Genomic DNA, 15,803 nt, shown 5'->3' on the forward strand with positions numbered 1-15,803 from the left:
TTATCCCTTTAAAAGTTCGAAAGATTTAATAATTTGGTTTTTTCTTCTATCAAGTTCTGTTTTTTTAAGCTCTATAAAATGTTTTTTATTTTCGATTAAAATTTTATTGTCCTTAAAAAAATTCTTGATCATTTTTATAATAACTGGCTTATCAATCAATAAATTTTCAAATTCATAAACATTAAGCTCCTTTAAAACCCTTTCATAAATTTCACTTTTTTTGGGATAAAATAAAGCAAATTCGGAGCTATCTAACTCATAAAGAGTGCGACTTTGATTTATTTTATCACTTAAAAAGCTAAGGGTGAGTCTTGTCGCGTTTTCATAATTTGCAAAAGCTTTTAAATTGAGTTTTTCAAAAAATAAATCAAGCTCTAATGCATTTTTAAACAAAAGTTCTTTAAAGTCTTTTAAAAAATATTCTTCACTCGCATTTGAAAAAACTCTAAGCTCACTAAAATTTCTATCGCTTTGAAAAACATTATCTTTTTGAATGTTTGAAAATTCTGATTTAAAAAATAAAATTTTCTTTTCCAAAACATTTACCAAATTGACTAAATTTTCCTTAATTTGCTCAAAAGAATGATAAATTTCATTTTTAATTTTTTTAAATTCTTTATTCATAGAATCCGAATGATAAAACATCGATAAATAAGTATCATCAGTTGAAATGTAAGGTATTTTATAGGCATATTTTACGTATAAATTTTTTGTTAAAATTTTTTTTGATTTTTGATAAAAATAAGCTTCTTTTTCTTTAATGCAATTAAAAATTTCATTTGAAATTTTTTCACCGATACTTTTTAATTGATTTAAAATTTGATGATTTAAAATTTCAATTTCTTTTAAAAATCCTTCATATATAGAATTTGCATGTTCTTCATAAGTTTGAAAATTTAAAAAAAGTTGATCAAAAATATCTAAAAAAAGCTTATTTTCATTGTCTAAAATTTTGCATAAATTAAATATTTTCCTTCTTGTAAATTTTTCCTTTACTTTTTGATCATCGATAGATTGTAAAAAATCAATTAAAAGTTCAAAATTAGAATGCTTATAGCTTTCTTGAATTTTAGCTTCTTTGCAAGATATAGCGATAATATCTTTAAAATATTGAGAAAAATTTTTTCTAACATAATTTAAAACATTATCCAGTTCTTGTTCATTTAATTTATCTTTTTGATTTAAAACACAAATACTATATTCGCCCAAAATTTCCGTATTTTCCTTGATAACCTCTTCTTCGCTTTTTTTTCCTGCATTATCAATTAAACTTAACCAAATAGCTGCATGGATATTTTTTAACTCGCTTAGTGTGGTTAAGGTATCATTTTCGTTTGCATTCAAACCAGGAGTATCAATAAGAGTGATTTTTTTCAATAAAGGCACCGGAGCAAAAATGTGTAAATTTTTAGCCTTTTTAATCTCATTTCTTTGATCTGTATATAAAGCAAGATTTTCTATTTCAGTAATCAAATCGCTACCATCTTCAAATTCCACTCTTAAAAAGTATTCTTTTGCATAATGTAAAAAAGTTGGCTTAAAAGTTACAGGAATGACGCCTGTAGGCAAACATTCTTTTTTTAAGATCAAATTTAAAAGACTTGATTTGCCGCTAGAAAATTGCCCGATAATTGCTATATTGATATTTTTATCTAATGAAAAACATAACTCTTTCAATTCTTTGCTTAATTCACGACTTGGATGCATAAAAGGTTCATTAAGATTTTGACAAATTGTTTTAATTTTTCCGCTAAAACTATCATCATAATAATTAATATAAGCTTTTTCATAAGAACTTATAAAATCATTTAAAATATTAATTTGCATGTAAAAGATCCATTTTAAGCTGTTTTAATTTAGCAATATTTTGCAAATTATCTTCAAAAGAAGTGAGTATATTGCTATTTTTATCATTGATTTTATTCATTAAATCTTCAATATTTTTTAGCTTTTCTTTTTGAATTTCTTCATAATCTTGAAGTTTTTTATCTAAAAAATGAAAAAATGCTCCATTGATATCAAGACTTTGCAAAATATTTTCAAAATTGAAATTTTGAAAAATAGTATTAATGCTTTGAGTCAATTTGATTTCAAGATCAAATAAATCAATATTTTGATTTATAATATTTTCAATTTCAAGTTTTAGTAATATTATTTTTTCATCATTGAAAATATTTTCTATATCTTTAGAAATTTTATCTTTAAAATTTTCAAAATCATTACTAAAATTTTCTTTTAAAAAATCATATTTCAAAGACAGATGAAGTTTTAATTCTTCAATTTTTTTCATATTTTTAAATTTAACTTCTCTTAAAATATCGCTTATACCATCTTTAATCGTTGTATCTATAATCATTAAAATACGTTTTACATCAACTTTTTGAGATTTATTTTTAAAATATTTTAATTCATCAACTAGCCTATCTTTAAGCTGTTTTGCGAGTAATAATACAAGATTATCAATCCCACTTTCTAAATTTTGAAGTTCCACAATAGAATTTGAAATCTCATCTTTGGCTTCTTTTAATATTTTTTTTTGATTTTGCATCTGGAGTAAAAATTGCTTGTTTTGTTCGTCTAAATTTTGTTCTTTTTCTTGTATAAATTTATTTTGCAATTCATATTCTTTTAAAAGATAATCTAACTCTAATAATAATTCTTTTTTATAAGATTCTAAGGCAATTTTACTTTTTTCTCCAGAATAAAGCTCATTAAATAAATAATTTTCAAATTCCTTCATTCCGCTTTTTTCAAGACTTTCTTCACTTGCAAGATTTTTATAAAAATCATTGGCCATTTTCGCACTTACTGATAAAAAGTCAATCTTTGCGACTAAATTTTCATCTTTAAGCTTTTCTTTGAGAACCTGTTTAATATAATTTTTCACCTCATCAAGTTCTTGTTTTTTTAGCAGATCAGCTTTTGTTAAGATGATTAAAAATTTACTCAAACGTGAATTTAATAAACAATGAGTTAAAAACTCGATATCTTTTTGAGTTAATGCTTGTGAAGCATTCATAAGATGGATTAAAAAATCACTCTCTTTTAAATATTCATTTGTCAAAATTTCTCTTTGAATAACCACATCATCAAGCCCAGGAGTATCAACAATGCAAACATTATTTTTTAAAAATTCCAAATCGCTTTTAATCTCTATTTTTTTAATCAAAGCTGAAATATTATTTTTAGCAGAACTAAAATTTTTTAAATCTTCTAAATTAATTTTTTGACTTAAGGTCTCATCTTTTATATATTTATCAATATCAAGCTCTAAAACCAAACGATCAAAAAAAGCTTTTAATTCTTCATTAAAGCTAGAAGTTTTTAATATATTTTGCCACTCATATTTATCCCAAAAATAAATCATAACTTCTTTATTTGCACCATAACTTATAAGAGTTAAATTAGCCGTTTCTGGAATATTCGATACCCCTAAAATATCTTTTTTTAAAAGAGCATTTAAAAAACTAGATTTCCCTGAATTCATAATTCCAGTCACTGCGATATTAAAATCTAATTTTTTAAATTTATCTTTTTTTTTATGAAGTCTTATTTTTGCATTCTCATCAAAACTTAATTTACAAAGCTCTAAAGCAATAATATCTAATTGATCACATTTTTTTAAAAAAAGTTCTTTTTTATCTACAGCTTTTATTTCCATTTTTTCAATGAAATTAAAAACTTCACAATTATCTGAAATTTTTTGCAAAATTTGCAAAGCATCTAATAATTCTTGTTTTTTAACCCATCCTGATTTACAAAGATTTATCGCACAAATTTGTGCCTTTTGAATGCTAAAAATATCCACTCTTAAATGAATTTTTTCAAAAATAATTCTAAATTCATTTAAAAGAAAATATCTTTCATAATTTTCTTGATTTACGCTTAAAATGATAGCAAGTTCTGATACATCTAAAATATTTTTATCCTCAAAATTGAGATTAAAATCTAAAAATTGAAGTTTATTTTGCCAAATTTTTTGAAGCAAATCTTTCATGTTTCCCCTTTAAAAAAGGGGAATAATCTATTTATTTTTTTGTGCAACAAGTTGTCTTCTCATATAAGCAATTTTGCTTTGCAAAGGTAGATCTTTAGGACAATTATCTTCACAAGCAAGTAAAGACATACATCCAAAAACACCATCATCATCACCGACTAATTCATAAAAATCTTCTATACTTCTATGATCATGCGGATCTTGTAAATATCTTGCTGTTCTTAAAAGTCCCGTAGCTCCTATAAAATCAGGTCTCATAAGCTTAGTTGCACATGAAGCAACGCAAATTCCACATTCTATGCAACGATCAAGTTCAAAAGTTTCATCCGCAACTTCAGGTTCTATTCGTTCTTCTAGTGCTGAAATATCAGTTTCCTTTTCATTATGAACCCAGCTTTCAACACGTTTGCACATACCTTCAAACCATTCTCCAGTATTCACGCTCAAATCTTTAATATGTCTAAACGCTGGCATAGGCATAAGTTCAATAACACCATCTTCATAATCTTTTGTCAAAGTCTTACAAGCAAGTTTTGGCACACCATTGATCATCATGGCACAAGATCCGCAAATTCCAGCACGACAAACAAAATCAAAACTAAGATCAGCATCCATCTTTTCACGAATCAAAGTCAAGCATACAAAAACAGTCATAAAAGGAGTTTCTTCAAGCTCATAAGTTACAAAATGTGGTTTTGAAATTTTGCTTAAAGGATTATACTTAAATGCTTTTATAGTTAATTTTCTACTCATAATCCACTCCTATTCTTTGATTTGGTTTTTTAAATTTTGCTTGAAGTTCATAAGGCATTAAAGCATCTTGAATTTCATAACGACTCTTGCCTTCTGCTTCCATTTTTTCACGGATTGCATCCACTTCAGCTTGGCGTTTTTCACTTAAAGGATTTTCGATAATATTACCTTTTGCTCCATATCCACGGAATGCCGGTGGCATTTCCATTTTCATAATATCAAGATCTTCATATTCTACACGTGGCAAGGTTTCACCTTCAACCCAATAAGTATTTGTTCTTTTCATCCAATTTAAATCATCTCTTTTTGGATAATCTTCCCTATAATGCGCTCCACGACTTTCTGTTCTTAAAAGTGCTCCATAAGCAACACAAAGTGCAATTTTTAACATTCTAGGAACTCTATACGCTTCTTCAAGTTCTGGATTAGCACAATCAAGCTCTTTACAATGTACTTTAACATCTAAAGAATCTTTATAAAGTTTTTCCAATTCATCAACAGCTTCTTTAAGTCCTTCTCCAGTTCTAAAAATAGCTACTTTATCCCACATAATCTCTTTCATTCTGTTTTTGATTTCAAAAACATCATGTTTGCCTTCTTTATCTACTAAAGATTTAAGATATTGATATTCTTTACTTAAGAATTCTTTAACAACATTTGTATCAACAACTTCTCCGTTATTTTTACAATATTGTGCAAAATAATCCCCTACAATCATTCCGGCAACTACAGTTTCGGCGCAAGAATTTCCACCCAAACGATTAAATCCATGCATATCCCAACAAGCCGCTTCACCGCAAGCAAAAAGACCATCTAACCATTGACTTTCACCGGTTGGCTTAGTTCTAATTCCGCCCATAGAATAATGCTGCATAGGTAAAACTGGCGCCCAACCTTTTGGACCCTCATCAGCCGGATCAATTCCATTAAAAGTTTTACAAATATCTTGCACATCGCGGAGATTTTTTTCAACATGAGCACGACCAAGTATAGAAATATCAAGCCATAAATGATCCCCATAAGGACTTTTAACACCTTTTCCTTTTCTAATGTGCTCCATCATTCTACGACTAACAACGTCGCGACTTGCAAGTTCTTTTTTCTCTGGCTCATAATCAGGCATGAAACGATAACCATCTACATCACGTAAAATTCCACCATCTCCACGACAACCTTCAGTAAGTAAAATTCCACTTGGAACTATAGGAGTTGGATGAAATTGTACTGCTTCCATATTTGAAAGTCTGCAAAGTCCTGTTTCAAGAGCTATAGCCGCACCTGTGCCTTCACAAATAACGGCATTAGTGGTTTGTTTGTAAATTCTTCCATAACCGCCTGTTGCTATCATAGTTCCACGTGCGATATAAGCGATCAATTGTCCATTAGTTAAATCTCTTGCAATCACACCTAAACATTTTTTACCATCATGGATAATTCTTACCGCTTCCATTCTATCAATAATCTTAACTTGATGTTTAATAGCCTCATTTGCTACACCATAAAGCATACAATGCCCAGTTGCATCAGCTATATAACAAGTTCTCCATTTTTTGGTTCCACCAAAATCACGTGCATTAATAAGGCCATGAGCTTCTTCTTTTTCTTCAATAACTGTTTTTTGTGCATTAATAACTACAGTTCTTGGTCCTTTTGTTACTCTAGTCCAAGGCACACCCCAAGCTGCAAGTTCCCTAACAGCTTTTGGAGCGGTTTGTGCAAACATTCTTGCTACTTCCTGATCACAACCCCAATCACTTCCTTTAACTGTATCTGCGAAATGAAGATCTTCATTATCTCCTTCACCCTTAGCACCATTTGCAAGACTTGCTTGCATTCCTCCTTGAACGGCTGCAGAGTGAGAACGTTTTACCGGACAAATACTCAAAAGTGTCACACTTTGACCACTTTTTGCAACTTCAATTGCAGCCCTAAGACCTGCTAAACCTCCGCCTATTACCAAAGCATCACTATATTGTATATTCATAAATTTGCTCCATTAGTAAGTTTATATCATTGCAATGGTTAAATTAGTAAGTTTATATCATTGCAATGGTTAAATTTGATAATTTGCTAAACCAATTTTTACAAAAGCTAAAAGACTTAAAATACCTAAAGCTAAGAAAAATATACTTATAACCCATTTAGCTACTTTAAGTTTTTTTCTGCTTTCTTTTGCATTTTTTCCTTCAAACCAACCCCATTTAACGCAAAGCCTATAAAGACCTATACTTCCATGAAGCTCTACGCATACTAAAAGCACAGCATAAAAAAGCCACATAAAATGACTTATTACTCTATCTCCTGACATAGCATCGCTGATTTTATCCGCATTTGTAATGACAAAAATAAGATGAGCAGAACCCAAAAAAAACATTAAAAATCCAGTCAATGCCTGAACCCACCAAAGCGAAGTATCGCTATGTTTCATTGTTTTAGCGTGCACTCTTAAAATTTGATATTGGCGATAATTAATAGGGAATTTTCTCATAGCCAATAAAGCATGGACAAAAAATATCACTAAAACACAAGTTGCTAAAAAAGAGGTAATATAACTCATGATAGGATTATTATAAACAAATTTTAATTCTAAGAAATGAACAACAGAATTAAAAAAATCCCCGCTTACTAAAATTGTAGACACGAAAAACATATGCGCCCACATAAAAAGACCTAAAAAAAGACCTGAAGCACTTTGGATAAAGTCTAATTTTGCAGGCATTTTGCTTTTTTTGCCTTCAATGCTCTTACCCAAATAACCTTCGATAAGCCCACTCATCTATACTCCTTTACAAAAAAATAAAAAAACTTTTGATTATATTACAATAATCTTTAATATAAATTAAATATTTACTTTTTTAAATTTTATCCAAACATAAAATAACAATGCAACAATAAGCATGATCAAACTTAAAATTTGTCCCATACTCATTCCCCAAAGTACAAAACCTATTCCAAAATCAGGCTCTCTAAAAAATTCACAAATAAAACGTGCTAAAGAATACATACAAGCATAAACAATGATTAATTCTCCGCAAAAAGTTTGTTTTAATCTTGCTATATAAACAACAATAAAAACAACAATGCCTTCCAAAAAAGCCTCATATAGCTGAGATGGATGTCTTAAAACTCCATTGACATAAATTCCCCAAGGCACATCAGTTATACGGCCAAAAAGTTCTTGATTTAAGAAATTTCCAATACGTCCAAACACATAAGCTAAAGGCACACTTAAAGCTACTAAATCTAAAAATTTCCAAGGATTTTCTTTGTATTTTTTACAAAATAAAAAAGTTGCTATTAAAAAACCAATAATAGCTCCATGATAACTCATACCACGAATTCCTACAAATTCATTATTAACATAAGGATTAAAAATTTGCCAAGGATGAGTAATATAATACATTGTATGGCTATCATAGATTAAAATATATCCAAGCCTTGCACCCAAAATCACTCCAATTTCTACCCAAACAAAATAACTATCCAAGCATTTATTACTAATGCCCATATTCATCTTTTTGGAAAAAAACTTAGCTAAAGCTAAAGCTAAAATCAAAGCTAGTACATACATAATTCCATACCAATGCACTTTGAGTCCAAAAACACTGAACGCAACAACATCAAAATTTGAATAAATATGTCTCCAAAATTCCATATATTTTCCTAAATTTTTGTTTTCTAAAATATAGCAAAAAAACTTTAACTTGCTATAATTATATAATTTTAATCATTGACAAGGATAAATCATGAAAAAATATTTTTTTATTTTTATTTTTTTATTTTTAAGCGCTTGTAGCAATACCAGTAGCACCTTTGTAAATGTTTCGATGCCTAATTTTAAACCTCAAACTCCTATTAAAACGGAATCTATAGATTCTGGAATTACCATTGCTCTTGAGCCCATTAACATAGAACAAAATAATAATTATTCTGATTATTTTGAAAATTCTGTACTTAAAATTCGCATAGAAAAAGAGATTGAACTTTTAAAAGAAAATTTAGAAGAACAAATGGCTACTGTAGCAAAACTTAAAGGTTATAAAATAGTCAATTCAAATCCTGATTACACCCTTAAAAGTTTAATCAGCATTTATATAGAAGAACAAAATCCGCAAAAATCAGATAGTTTTGTAAGCGGGGATTATGTTAAATCCAATCTAGGAATTCAATTCCAAGGAAAAATAAACTTTATTGACGCTCACAATCCCCAAAATTCAACCGATTTAACAAGCAATACTAAATTAAATTCCTTGATCGCTCTTACTTATCCTATAAAAAATGATGATGGAATTAATATGTTTAAAACCACTATATCCACAGTTCCAACTCAACTTAATAAAGGTTTAGAGCGTCCTGCATTTGAAATTGATAGAAGTTTTATAGCTTTTTATAAAAATACCCTAAATACACTCTATAACAATCTTCCAAAAGCTATAGATATAGCACAATCTTCAAATAATCCTGAAAAATTTAATAGCTTTGATAATAATTCCTCCTTTGAAGAAAACCCTTTACAACAATCTAACCATACTTTTAAAAATATCCCAAATGATAACTCTAATGTAAAAAAAGAAAATGATATAAACAATAATACAAATAAAAATCAAGATGGAGTTATTATTTTTGAATAAATTTTTTGAAAAATTCTTATAGAATTTTTCAAAAATTAATCCAAATTTAAAGCTTGTATCATCGCCTTTTTTATTTTTTCTCTTTGATTTTTAAGATTAAAAAATAATTCAAAAGCAAACACTCCTTGCCACAAAAGCATTTCAAGTCCATTTTTTACTTTCAAATTGTATTTTTTACAAAGCTTATAAAAAGGAGTTTCTTTATTGTAAATGACTTCAAAAGCAAATTTAGCATTAGGTAAGAGCTTGTGTAAAATTTCTTCAGAACAAGGTAAATCATCATTTACCAAACCAGCCGAAGTGGAATTAATAATCAAATCAAAATCAAAGTCTTTTAAATCTTCATAAAGACTATTTTTATAAGTATTGAAATATTGAAGTCTTTTAGCACTACGATTAGTGATATAAACATCCACGCCTTTTTGCTTTAAAACATAAGCTAACACAAGAGCCGTTCCACCTGCTCCTAAAATCAAAGCTTTTTTGATGTTTTTAAATTCTTTAATGGCTTGTAAAAAACCTATTCCATCTGTATTGTAAGCATAGATTTGATTGTTTTTAAAGCAAAGGGTATTAGCAGAACCTACATGAGTTGAAACTTCATCTTTAAAATCAGCAATTTCATAAGCTTTTTCCTTAAAAGGAGCGGTAATATTTACAGCATCAAAACCTATTTTTAATAATTCTTCTTTTAAAAATAAATCATTCTTTAAACAATAACGAGTATAAATTCCTTTTAATCCAAGAAGTTTAATCGCGTTATTATGCATTCTAGGTGATTTAGAATGCATAATGGGATTGCCTACAACGGCTAAGAATTTCATTTTAAAGTGAAAGAAAATGCGTCTTTAGCTACTTCTTTTCTAATTTTAGCAAGCTCTTGTGAAATATTTGCTTTGCTAAATGGTCCAATTAAAACCTTAGTTATTTCTTTACCTGCAACTGTTGTTTTATAAAGCTTATATTCATAACCTTTTTTTCTAACAGCTGCTAATTCTCTAGATTTTTGATCCAAATTATTTACAGAAAAAATTTGTACATAAATTCCAGAAGGCAAACCATCCGGATTAACAGGTTTTGCATCAACATTTTTAAATAAATCATTAGCGTTTTGTTGCTGATTTTGTTTTACAGTGTGTTCTTGTTTTTTAGTTGTGGTATCTTTTGCTGTAGTAGGTTTTTTAACCTGCTCTTTTGGTTGTTCTTTTGGCTTTTCTTCAACTTTAGGAGCTTGTGAATTTGCAACAGTTTGCTTTTTCTCATCCGAAGTATTAGAATTTGACTCTTGTTGAATATTATCTTGATCAGGTAAGGCAAAATTTGCATTATCAAGATTTTGATCTAAGGTACTAGTTTCTAAGCTACTATCGTTTTGATCACCTTGAATTTGTTTTCTTAAAGCTTCAAATTGATCTTCTGCAGAATTATCTGTAGCAATAGGCATATTTTCAAAAGAATTATCTGTATTACTATCTTGAGCAGTGCTTGTAGGTTCGCTAGGTAAAACTGTTTGATTTTTATTATCATCACCACCGCTGTTAATCAGCTTCATAACAATCATAATGATTAAAAATAAAATAATTAAAGCAATCACTCTTAAAAGAATTTTTTTTATCTTTTCGCTTTTATTGCTTTTTTCTAAAATGATATCATCAAAATCATTTTTATTATTTTCCATATTTTTCCTTTCTCACATATGTTTAGACCAAGAACTACCGCGTTCTTTTTGATAAACCTCATAAGGTAAAACTAAAATATTAAATTCCCTTGGAACGTCCATGCTTGGAAAAACTTTCCATTCTACAGGCATTTTACTTGCAAACATCATTGAAAGTTTAGATGCTAAAGAATAACCTTCGTTTAACGAAGTATGACCTTTGTGAATATACAAATGTAAATGTCCTGGAGTTTTTGTTCTATAAGCAGTAAAATTTATAAAACCTTCTTCGCGCAAAATAAGTTGAGCACGATGATAAAATCTTTCAGCATTAAAGCCATTATAGTCAAAAACAATATTTTCAACTTTATTATCTTTAGTAATCAAATCATGAGCAACGATAATTTTTTTAGCCGCATGCTCTCTCATAATACTTAAATTTAAAGGAGAGTCAATTTTTTCAAATTTGTCAAAAAACAAACGCCCACGATGGGTGATTTTATTGACAATTCTATTTCTCATGACATAATAATGACTACCGATTATCTTAATTAATGACATATCCATAGGTGAAATCAAAACATAGCCTTTGTATAAATTATAAAATTTTTCGCAAGTTCTTCAAGTTTTAATCTAATGTCTTTTTGCAAATTAATATTATTAATATCATCTAAAATATCCGCTATATAATTTGCAACAATTTCCATTTCTTTCTCTTTAAAACCTCTAGCAGTAAGCGCTGGTGTTCCTAGTCTCAATCCACTAGTTATAAATGGACTTCTAGTCTCACCTGGAACTGTATTTTTATTTGCAGTTATACCTGAATTTCCCAAAGCTATATCTGCATCTTTTCCGCTAAATTCACGATCTAAAAAGCTCATTAAAACAAGATGGTTATCTGTACCATCGCTTACAAGCTTATATTTTCTATCCATCAATACTTTAGCTAAAACTTGGGCATTATTTCTTACTTGTTTTGCATAAATTTTCCATTCTTCGCTAAGATTAAATTTAAAGCCCACAGCCTTAGCAGCAATCACATGCATTAAAGGGCCGCCTTGAATTCCTGGGAAAATTGCCGAATTAATTTTTTTAGCGATCTCTTCATCATTACTCATTATGATGCCACCTCTTGGACCTCTTAAAGTTTTATGAGTTGTAGAACTTACAACGTGAGCATGAGGAAAAGGATCAGGATGTTCTCCAGCAACAACAAGTCCGGCAATATGCGCTACATCTGCAAAAAGATAAGCACCAACTTCATCTGCAATTTCTCTAAATTTAGCAAAATCGATAAATCTAGCATAAGCACTCGCACCACATACTATCAATTTTGGCTTAACTATATGAGCTATTTCTCTGACTTTTTCATAATTAATTCTTCCATCAAGCTCTACACCATAAAAAAAGCTTTCATAAATTTTTCCAGAAGAACTTACTTTAGCACCATGAGTTAAGTGGCCACCATGGCTTAAATCCATACCTAAAATTTTATCACCTGGATTTAAAAGAGCCGCATAAACGCCTTGATTGGCTTGAGAGCCTGAATTAGGTTGAACATTAGCAAAATTGCATTTAAAAAGTTTTTTACATCTCTCAATAGCCAAATTTTCTATTTCATCAACAACTTCACAGCCTCCATAATATCTTTTATTTGGATATCCTTCAGCATATTTATTTGTCAATACGCTTCCCATAACCTCCATAACCTCAGGTAAAGTGAAATTTTCACTTGCTATCATCTCAAGGCCTTCGCATTGACGCTTTAATTCTTGATTTACCAAATTAAAAATTTCTTGATCAAAACACTCTAAACTCATTCTTTACCCTCCTTTAATTCTGATTTTAATGGCCTCATGGCCGGAAATAAAATAACATCTCGGATAGATTTTTTATTAGTTAGCAACATAACCAATCTATCAATTCCTATTCCCTGTCCTGCCGTAGGTGGCATACCATAGCCCAAAGCATTAACAAAATCTTCATCCATTTCACATGCTTCTTCATTACCTGCATTTTTTGCTTCTATTTGTTTTAAAAATCTTTCATATTGATCTAAAGGATCATTTAACTCATTAAAACCATTAGCCAATTCTCTTCCGCAAATAAATAACTCAAATCTTTCAGCTATATTAGGATCTTCATCGCTACGACGAGAGAGTGGGCTAATAGAAACTGGAAAATCTGTAATAAAAGTAGGATTAATCAACTTACTTTCTACATAATTATCAAATAATTCTGCTTGCAAATGTCCTAAATCTAATTTTTCATTAGCTTCAAAACCATCAGATTTTAATTGAGTTAAAATTTTATCTTTATTTTCTATAACTTCATCACTTAAACCACCATATTTTTTGAGGGCTTCCTTGTATGAAATTCTTTCAAAAGGTTTTGAAAAATCGATTTTATGACCATCAAATTCTATTACTTTTTCTAAATTTAATTGATCCAAAAGTAAAGAAAAAAGCTCTTCTGTGAGATCCATCAAATCTTTATAATTATGATAAGCCCAATAAAATTCTATCGTTGTAAATTCTGGATTGTGTGTTAGATCCATACCTTCATTTCTAAAACAACGATTGATTTCAAAAACCGCTTCAAAACCTCCGACTATAAGTCTTTTTAAATAAAGTTCTGGTGCGATTCTTAAAAATCTTTCAACACCTAATGAGTTATGAAATGTTATAAAAGGCTTAGCATTAGCACCACCTGCAATTGGATGCATCATAGGTGTTTCAACTTCTAAAAAACCTTTGCTTTCAAAAAAATGACGGATTAGGCTTACTACTTTAGAACGAATTAAAAAATCTTTTCTAACATCTGAATTCATAATCAAATCCACATAACGTTTGCGATATCGTTGTTCTATATCTGTAAGCCCATGATATTTTTCAGGTAGCGGAACAATGGATTTGGTAGCAAGTTTTACCTCACTTGCGTGAAGACTAAATTCACCTGTTTTAGTTACAAAAGGAAAACCTTTTACTAAAACAATATCTCCCACCTCAAGATTTTTTTTAAGTAAATTAAATTGTTCTTCGCCGATGCTATCTTTGCTGAAATAAATTTGTAAATTAGTATTTTCATCTTCTATATTTGCAAAAATAGATTTTCCAGCTATTCTTAAAAGCTTTAAACGTCCTGCAACAATTCCAAAACTATTTTCATCTCGCTTAGTTTCGCTTTGAAGTACATAAGAAAATTTGGTTTTAAAATCCGATAAAGACATTTCTTTTTTTAGAAAATGCGGATAAGGATTTATACCAGCTTTTCTAAATTCATTTGATTTTTCTATTCTTTGCTGTTCTAAAATATTATCAAACATTAGATTTTTACCTTAATTTTTTGATTACAATCATCGCAAATTCCATAAAGTTGCATTAAATGCCCCGTTAGTTTAAAATTATATTCCTTAGCAATTAAAGCTTGTTGTCTTTCTATAATAGAATTTTCAAATTCAATAATTTTACCACAATTTTTACAAATCATGTGATCATGATGTGGTTTATTGGCTAATTCGTATTTTTTTCCAGCTGAACCAAAAGAGATAGAAGTAACCATTTCAGCTTCTTCGAGTAAATTTAAAGTTCTATAAACAGTAGCAATACCGACATTTAAATCCGGTTCAACTTGCTTTATTTCCATATATAAGCTCTCTGGTGTATGATGCGTATCGCTATGATATAATGTTTTTAATAATATTTCCCTTTGTTTTGTGTATTTAAGACCACCTTGTCTTAAAATTTTTTTAAATCTTTCCAATAATACATCATATTCTACATTTTCAATCAACATTTATTGTTCCTCTTGAAAGCTGTTGAGATTGTTGGTTGTATTTTTTATTTTATCAAGACTATCTTCAGCTAAAGGTTGATTCATGATAAAAGAACCTGTATCTTTGAGTAATTCTAAAGTATAACTATCTTTGGCAAAAGAATTTAATTTGCTATTTAAAAAATCGATTCTTGCTATGCAAAAAACAAAAATAGCAAAAATAAAAAATATTTTTGCACAGCCAAAAATAAATCCGCCTATACGATCTAAGAAACCCAAACCACTCAGTTTAACTAATTTTGAAAGAAAATTTCCAAGTAAAAGACAAACTATCCAAAAAATAATTAAAATCACTAAAAAACCTGCAAAATTAGCCAAACTTTGATTCTCAATTTTATAAAAAGTATTTTCTATAAAAGTAGAAGCTGATGAAGAATATTTTGAAGCGACAAACACACCTCCAATAATCCCCAAGATTCCAAATACTTCTTTAATCAAACCATTGATAATACCTTTAAGACCCAAAAGTAAAGTAAAACCTAAAATAAAAGCATCAAACCAATAAAAATTCATACTCATCCACTTTCACTATATCTTTAAATTATTCTACAAGCAAGTATTAAATAATAAGTTAATCATTCTATAATCTTAGGCACAACAAAAAAATTCTCATCTTTTTTTGGAGAATGTTCTAAAACATCTTTAATGATATCTTTATTTTCTATTTGATCCAATCTTAAAGGAGTGCCACCTTTAATGGTGCTTACTGTGATCTCTGAAGAACTTAAATCCAACTCATTAAGCTTTTCAACAAAATTAACAATTTCCTCAAGTTCTTGCACCAATTTGCTCCTTTTATCTTCTGCAATTTTTAAAGCGCTTAATTTTTCAAGTTTGGTAAGCAATTCTTCATTTATTTGCATTTTGTAACCTTGATTAAAAATTTAAATGATAATAAAAATTATAACATAAAAAAGCTTTAATTATTTTA

15 protein-coding genes are annotated in these 15,803 nt (G+C 29.0%); 1 reads left to right on the plus strand and 14 read right to left on the minus strand.

Annotated elements, in window-relative coordinates; all coding sequences use genetic code 11:
• From CQA75_RS01060 to lgt, 6 genes are all read right to left on the minus strand, one after another.
• Positions 1-1,827 (minus strand): dynamin family protein, encoded by a 1,827-nt coding sequence (locus tag CQA75_RS01060; RefSeq protein WP_137623211.1) that lies wholly within the window; start codon positions 1,825-1,827, stop codon positions 1-3.
• Positions 1,817-3,997, minus strand: a complete 2,181-nt coding sequence (locus CQA75_RS01065; RefSeq protein WP_137623212.1) for a dynamin family protein — start codon at positions 3,995-3,997, stop codon at positions 1,817-1,819. Before CQA75_RS01065 ends, CQA75_RS01060 begins: the two co-directional genes overlap by 11 nt.
• A 27-nt stretch (positions 3,998-4,024) precedes the next feature.
• Complete coding sequence (locus tag CQA75_RS01070) at positions 4,025-4,750, minus strand: fumarate reductase iron-sulfur subunit (RefSeq protein ID WP_137623213.1); 726 nt, start codon at positions 4,748-4,750, stop codon at positions 4,025-4,027.
• Positions 4,743-6,734, minus strand: coding sequence for a fumarate reductase flavoprotein subunit (locus tag CQA75_RS01075; protein ID WP_137623214.1), 1,992 nt, complete (start codon positions 6,732-6,734; stop codon positions 4,743-4,745). The genes CQA75_RS01070 and CQA75_RS01075 overlap by 8 nt, the downstream gene beginning before the upstream one ends.
• A gap of 69 nt (positions 6,735-6,803) precedes the next feature.
• Entirely contained in the window at positions 6,804-7,526 is a 723-nt protein-coding gene (locus CQA75_RS01080) for a fumarate reductase cytochrome b subunit (protein WP_137623215.1), read from the minus strand.
• A gap of 63 nt (positions 7,527-7,589) precedes the next feature.
• On the minus strand, positions 7,590-8,405 hold the full coding sequence (gene lgt / locus CQA75_RS01085) for a prolipoprotein diacylglyceryl transferase (RefSeq protein ID WP_137623216.1): 816 nt from the start codon (positions 8,403-8,405) through the stop codon (positions 7,590-7,592).
• 91 nt (positions 8,406-8,496) lie between these two features.
• Between lgt and CQA75_RS01090 the strand changes: the two genes are divergently transcribed.
• The gene (locus CQA75_RS01090) at positions 8,497-9,381 is read left to right on the plus strand and encodes a hypothetical protein (RefSeq protein WP_137623217.1); all 885 of its coding nucleotides are present in this window, start codon (positions 8,497-8,499) and stop codon (positions 9,379-9,381) included.
• Between the two features lie 35 nt (positions 9,382-9,416).
• On the opposite strand, the gene CQA75_RS01095 is transcribed toward CQA75_RS01090, so the two are convergent.
• The 8 genes from CQA75_RS01095 to gatC form a co-directional block, all read right to left on the minus strand.
• A complete protein-coding gene (locus CQA75_RS01095) occupies positions 9,417-10,205 on the minus strand; it encodes a shikimate dehydrogenase (RefSeq protein WP_137623218.1) in 789 nt (262 codons plus the stop codon).
• Positions 10,202-11,059, minus strand: a complete 858-nt coding sequence (locus CQA75_RS01100) for an SPOR domain-containing protein (protein WP_137623219.1) — start codon at positions 11,057-11,059, stop codon at positions 10,202-10,204. The genes CQA75_RS01095 and CQA75_RS01100 overlap by 4 nt, the downstream gene beginning before the upstream one ends.
• Positions 11,060-11,071: 12 nt before the next feature.
• Positions 11,072-11,617, minus strand: a complete 546-nt coding sequence (locus tag CQA75_RS01105; protein WP_137623220.1) for a DUF1882 domain-containing protein — start codon at positions 11,615-11,617, stop codon at positions 11,072-11,074.
• Positions 11,614-12,858: a serine hydroxymethyltransferase gene (locus tag CQA75_RS01110; protein ID WP_137623221.1), complete on the minus strand. Its 1,245-nt coding sequence runs from the start codon at positions 12,856-12,858 to the stop codon at positions 11,614-11,616. The genes CQA75_RS01105 and CQA75_RS01110 overlap by 4 nt, the downstream gene beginning before the upstream one ends.
• Positions 12,855-14,363 carry a lysine--tRNA ligase gene (gene lysS, locus CQA75_RS01115; protein ID WP_137623222.1) on the minus strand — a complete coding sequence of 503 codons (1,509 nt, stop codon included), beginning with the start codon at positions 14,361-14,363 and terminating at the stop codon, positions 12,855-12,857. Before lysS ends, CQA75_RS01110 begins: the two co-directional genes overlap by 4 nt.
• Complete coding sequence (locus CQA75_RS01120) at positions 14,363-14,833, minus strand: Fur family transcriptional regulator (protein WP_137623223.1); 471 nt, start codon at positions 14,831-14,833, stop codon at positions 14,363-14,365. The genes lysS and CQA75_RS01120 overlap by 1 nt, the downstream gene beginning before the upstream one ends.
• Positions 14,834-15,385 (minus strand): CvpA family protein, encoded by a 552-nt coding sequence (locus tag CQA75_RS01125; RefSeq protein WP_137623224.1) that lies wholly within the window; start codon positions 15,383-15,385, stop codon positions 14,834-14,836.
• A 62-nt stretch (positions 15,386-15,447) separates the two neighbouring features.
• Positions 15,448-15,735: an Asp-tRNA(Asn)/Glu-tRNA(Gln) amidotransferase subunit GatC gene (gene gatC, locus CQA75_RS01130; RefSeq protein WP_137623225.1), complete on the minus strand. Its 288-nt coding sequence runs from the start codon at positions 15,733-15,735 to the stop codon at positions 15,448-15,450.
• Positions 15,736-15,803 lie beyond the last annotated feature (68 nt).

The sequence above is a fragment of the Campylobacter taeniopygiae genome (assembly GCF_005406225.1).
GTDB classification, from domain to species: domain Bacteria; phylum Campylobacterota; class Campylobacteria; order Campylobacterales; family Campylobacteraceae; genus Campylobacter_D; species Campylobacter_D taeniopygiae.

What these genes read in the sequence shown, in the direction of transcription:
- CQA75_RS01060 (WP_137623211.1), bottom strand. Translation starts at nt 1,827, where the DNA reads ATGCAAATTAATATTTTAAATGATTTTATAAGTTCTTATGAAAAAGCT.
- CQA75_RS01065 (WP_137623212.1), bottom strand. Translation starts at nt 3,997, where the DNA reads ATGAAAGATTTGCTTCAAAAAATTTGGCAAAATAAACTTCAATTTTTA.
- CQA75_RS01070 (WP_137623213.1), bottom strand. Translation starts at nt 4,750, where the DNA reads ATGAGTAGAAAATTAACTATAAAAGCATTTAAGTATAATCCTTTAAGC.
- CQA75_RS01075 (WP_137623214.1), bottom strand. Translation starts at nt 6,734, where the DNA reads ATGAATATACAATATAGTGATGCTTTGGTAATAGGCGGAGGTTTAGCA.
- CQA75_RS01080 (WP_137623215.1), bottom strand. Translation starts at nt 7,526, where the DNA reads ATGAGTGGGCTTATCGAAGGTTATTTGGGTAAGAGCATTGAAGGCAAA.
- lgt (WP_137623216.1), bottom strand. Translation starts at nt 8,405, where the DNA reads ATGGAATTTTGGAGACATATTTATTCAAATTTTGATGTTGTTGCGTTC.
- CQA75_RS01090 (WP_137623217.1), top strand. Translation starts at nt 8,497, where the DNA reads ATGAAAAAATATTTTTTTATTTTTATTTTTTTATTTTTAAGCGCTTGT.
- CQA75_RS01095 (WP_137623218.1), bottom strand. Translation starts at nt 10,205, where the DNA reads ATGAAATTCTTAGCCGTTGTAGGCAATCCCATTATGCATTCTAAATCA.
- CQA75_RS01100 (WP_137623219.1), bottom strand. Translation starts at nt 11,059, where the DNA reads ATGGAAAATAATAAAAATGATTTTGATGATATCATTTTAGAAAAAAGC.
- CQA75_RS01110 (WP_137623221.1), bottom strand. Translation starts at nt 12,858, where the DNA reads ATGAGTTTAGAGTGTTTTGATCAAGAAATTTTTAATTTGGTAAATCAA.
- lysS (WP_137623222.1), bottom strand. Translation starts at nt 14,363, where the DNA reads ATGTTTGATAATATTTTAGAACAGCAAAGAATAGAAAAATCAAATGAA.
- CQA75_RS01120 (WP_137623223.1), bottom strand. Translation starts at nt 14,833, where the DNA reads ATGTTGATTGAAAATGTAGAATATGATGTATTATTGGAAAGATTTAAA.
- CQA75_RS01125 (WP_137623224.1), bottom strand. Translation starts at nt 15,385, where the DNA reads ATGAATTTTTATTGGTTTGATGCTTTTATTTTAGGTTTTACTTTACTT.
- gatC (WP_137623225.1), bottom strand. Translation starts at nt 15,735, where the DNA reads ATGCAAATAAATGAAGAATTGCTTACCAAACTTGAAAAATTAAGCGCT.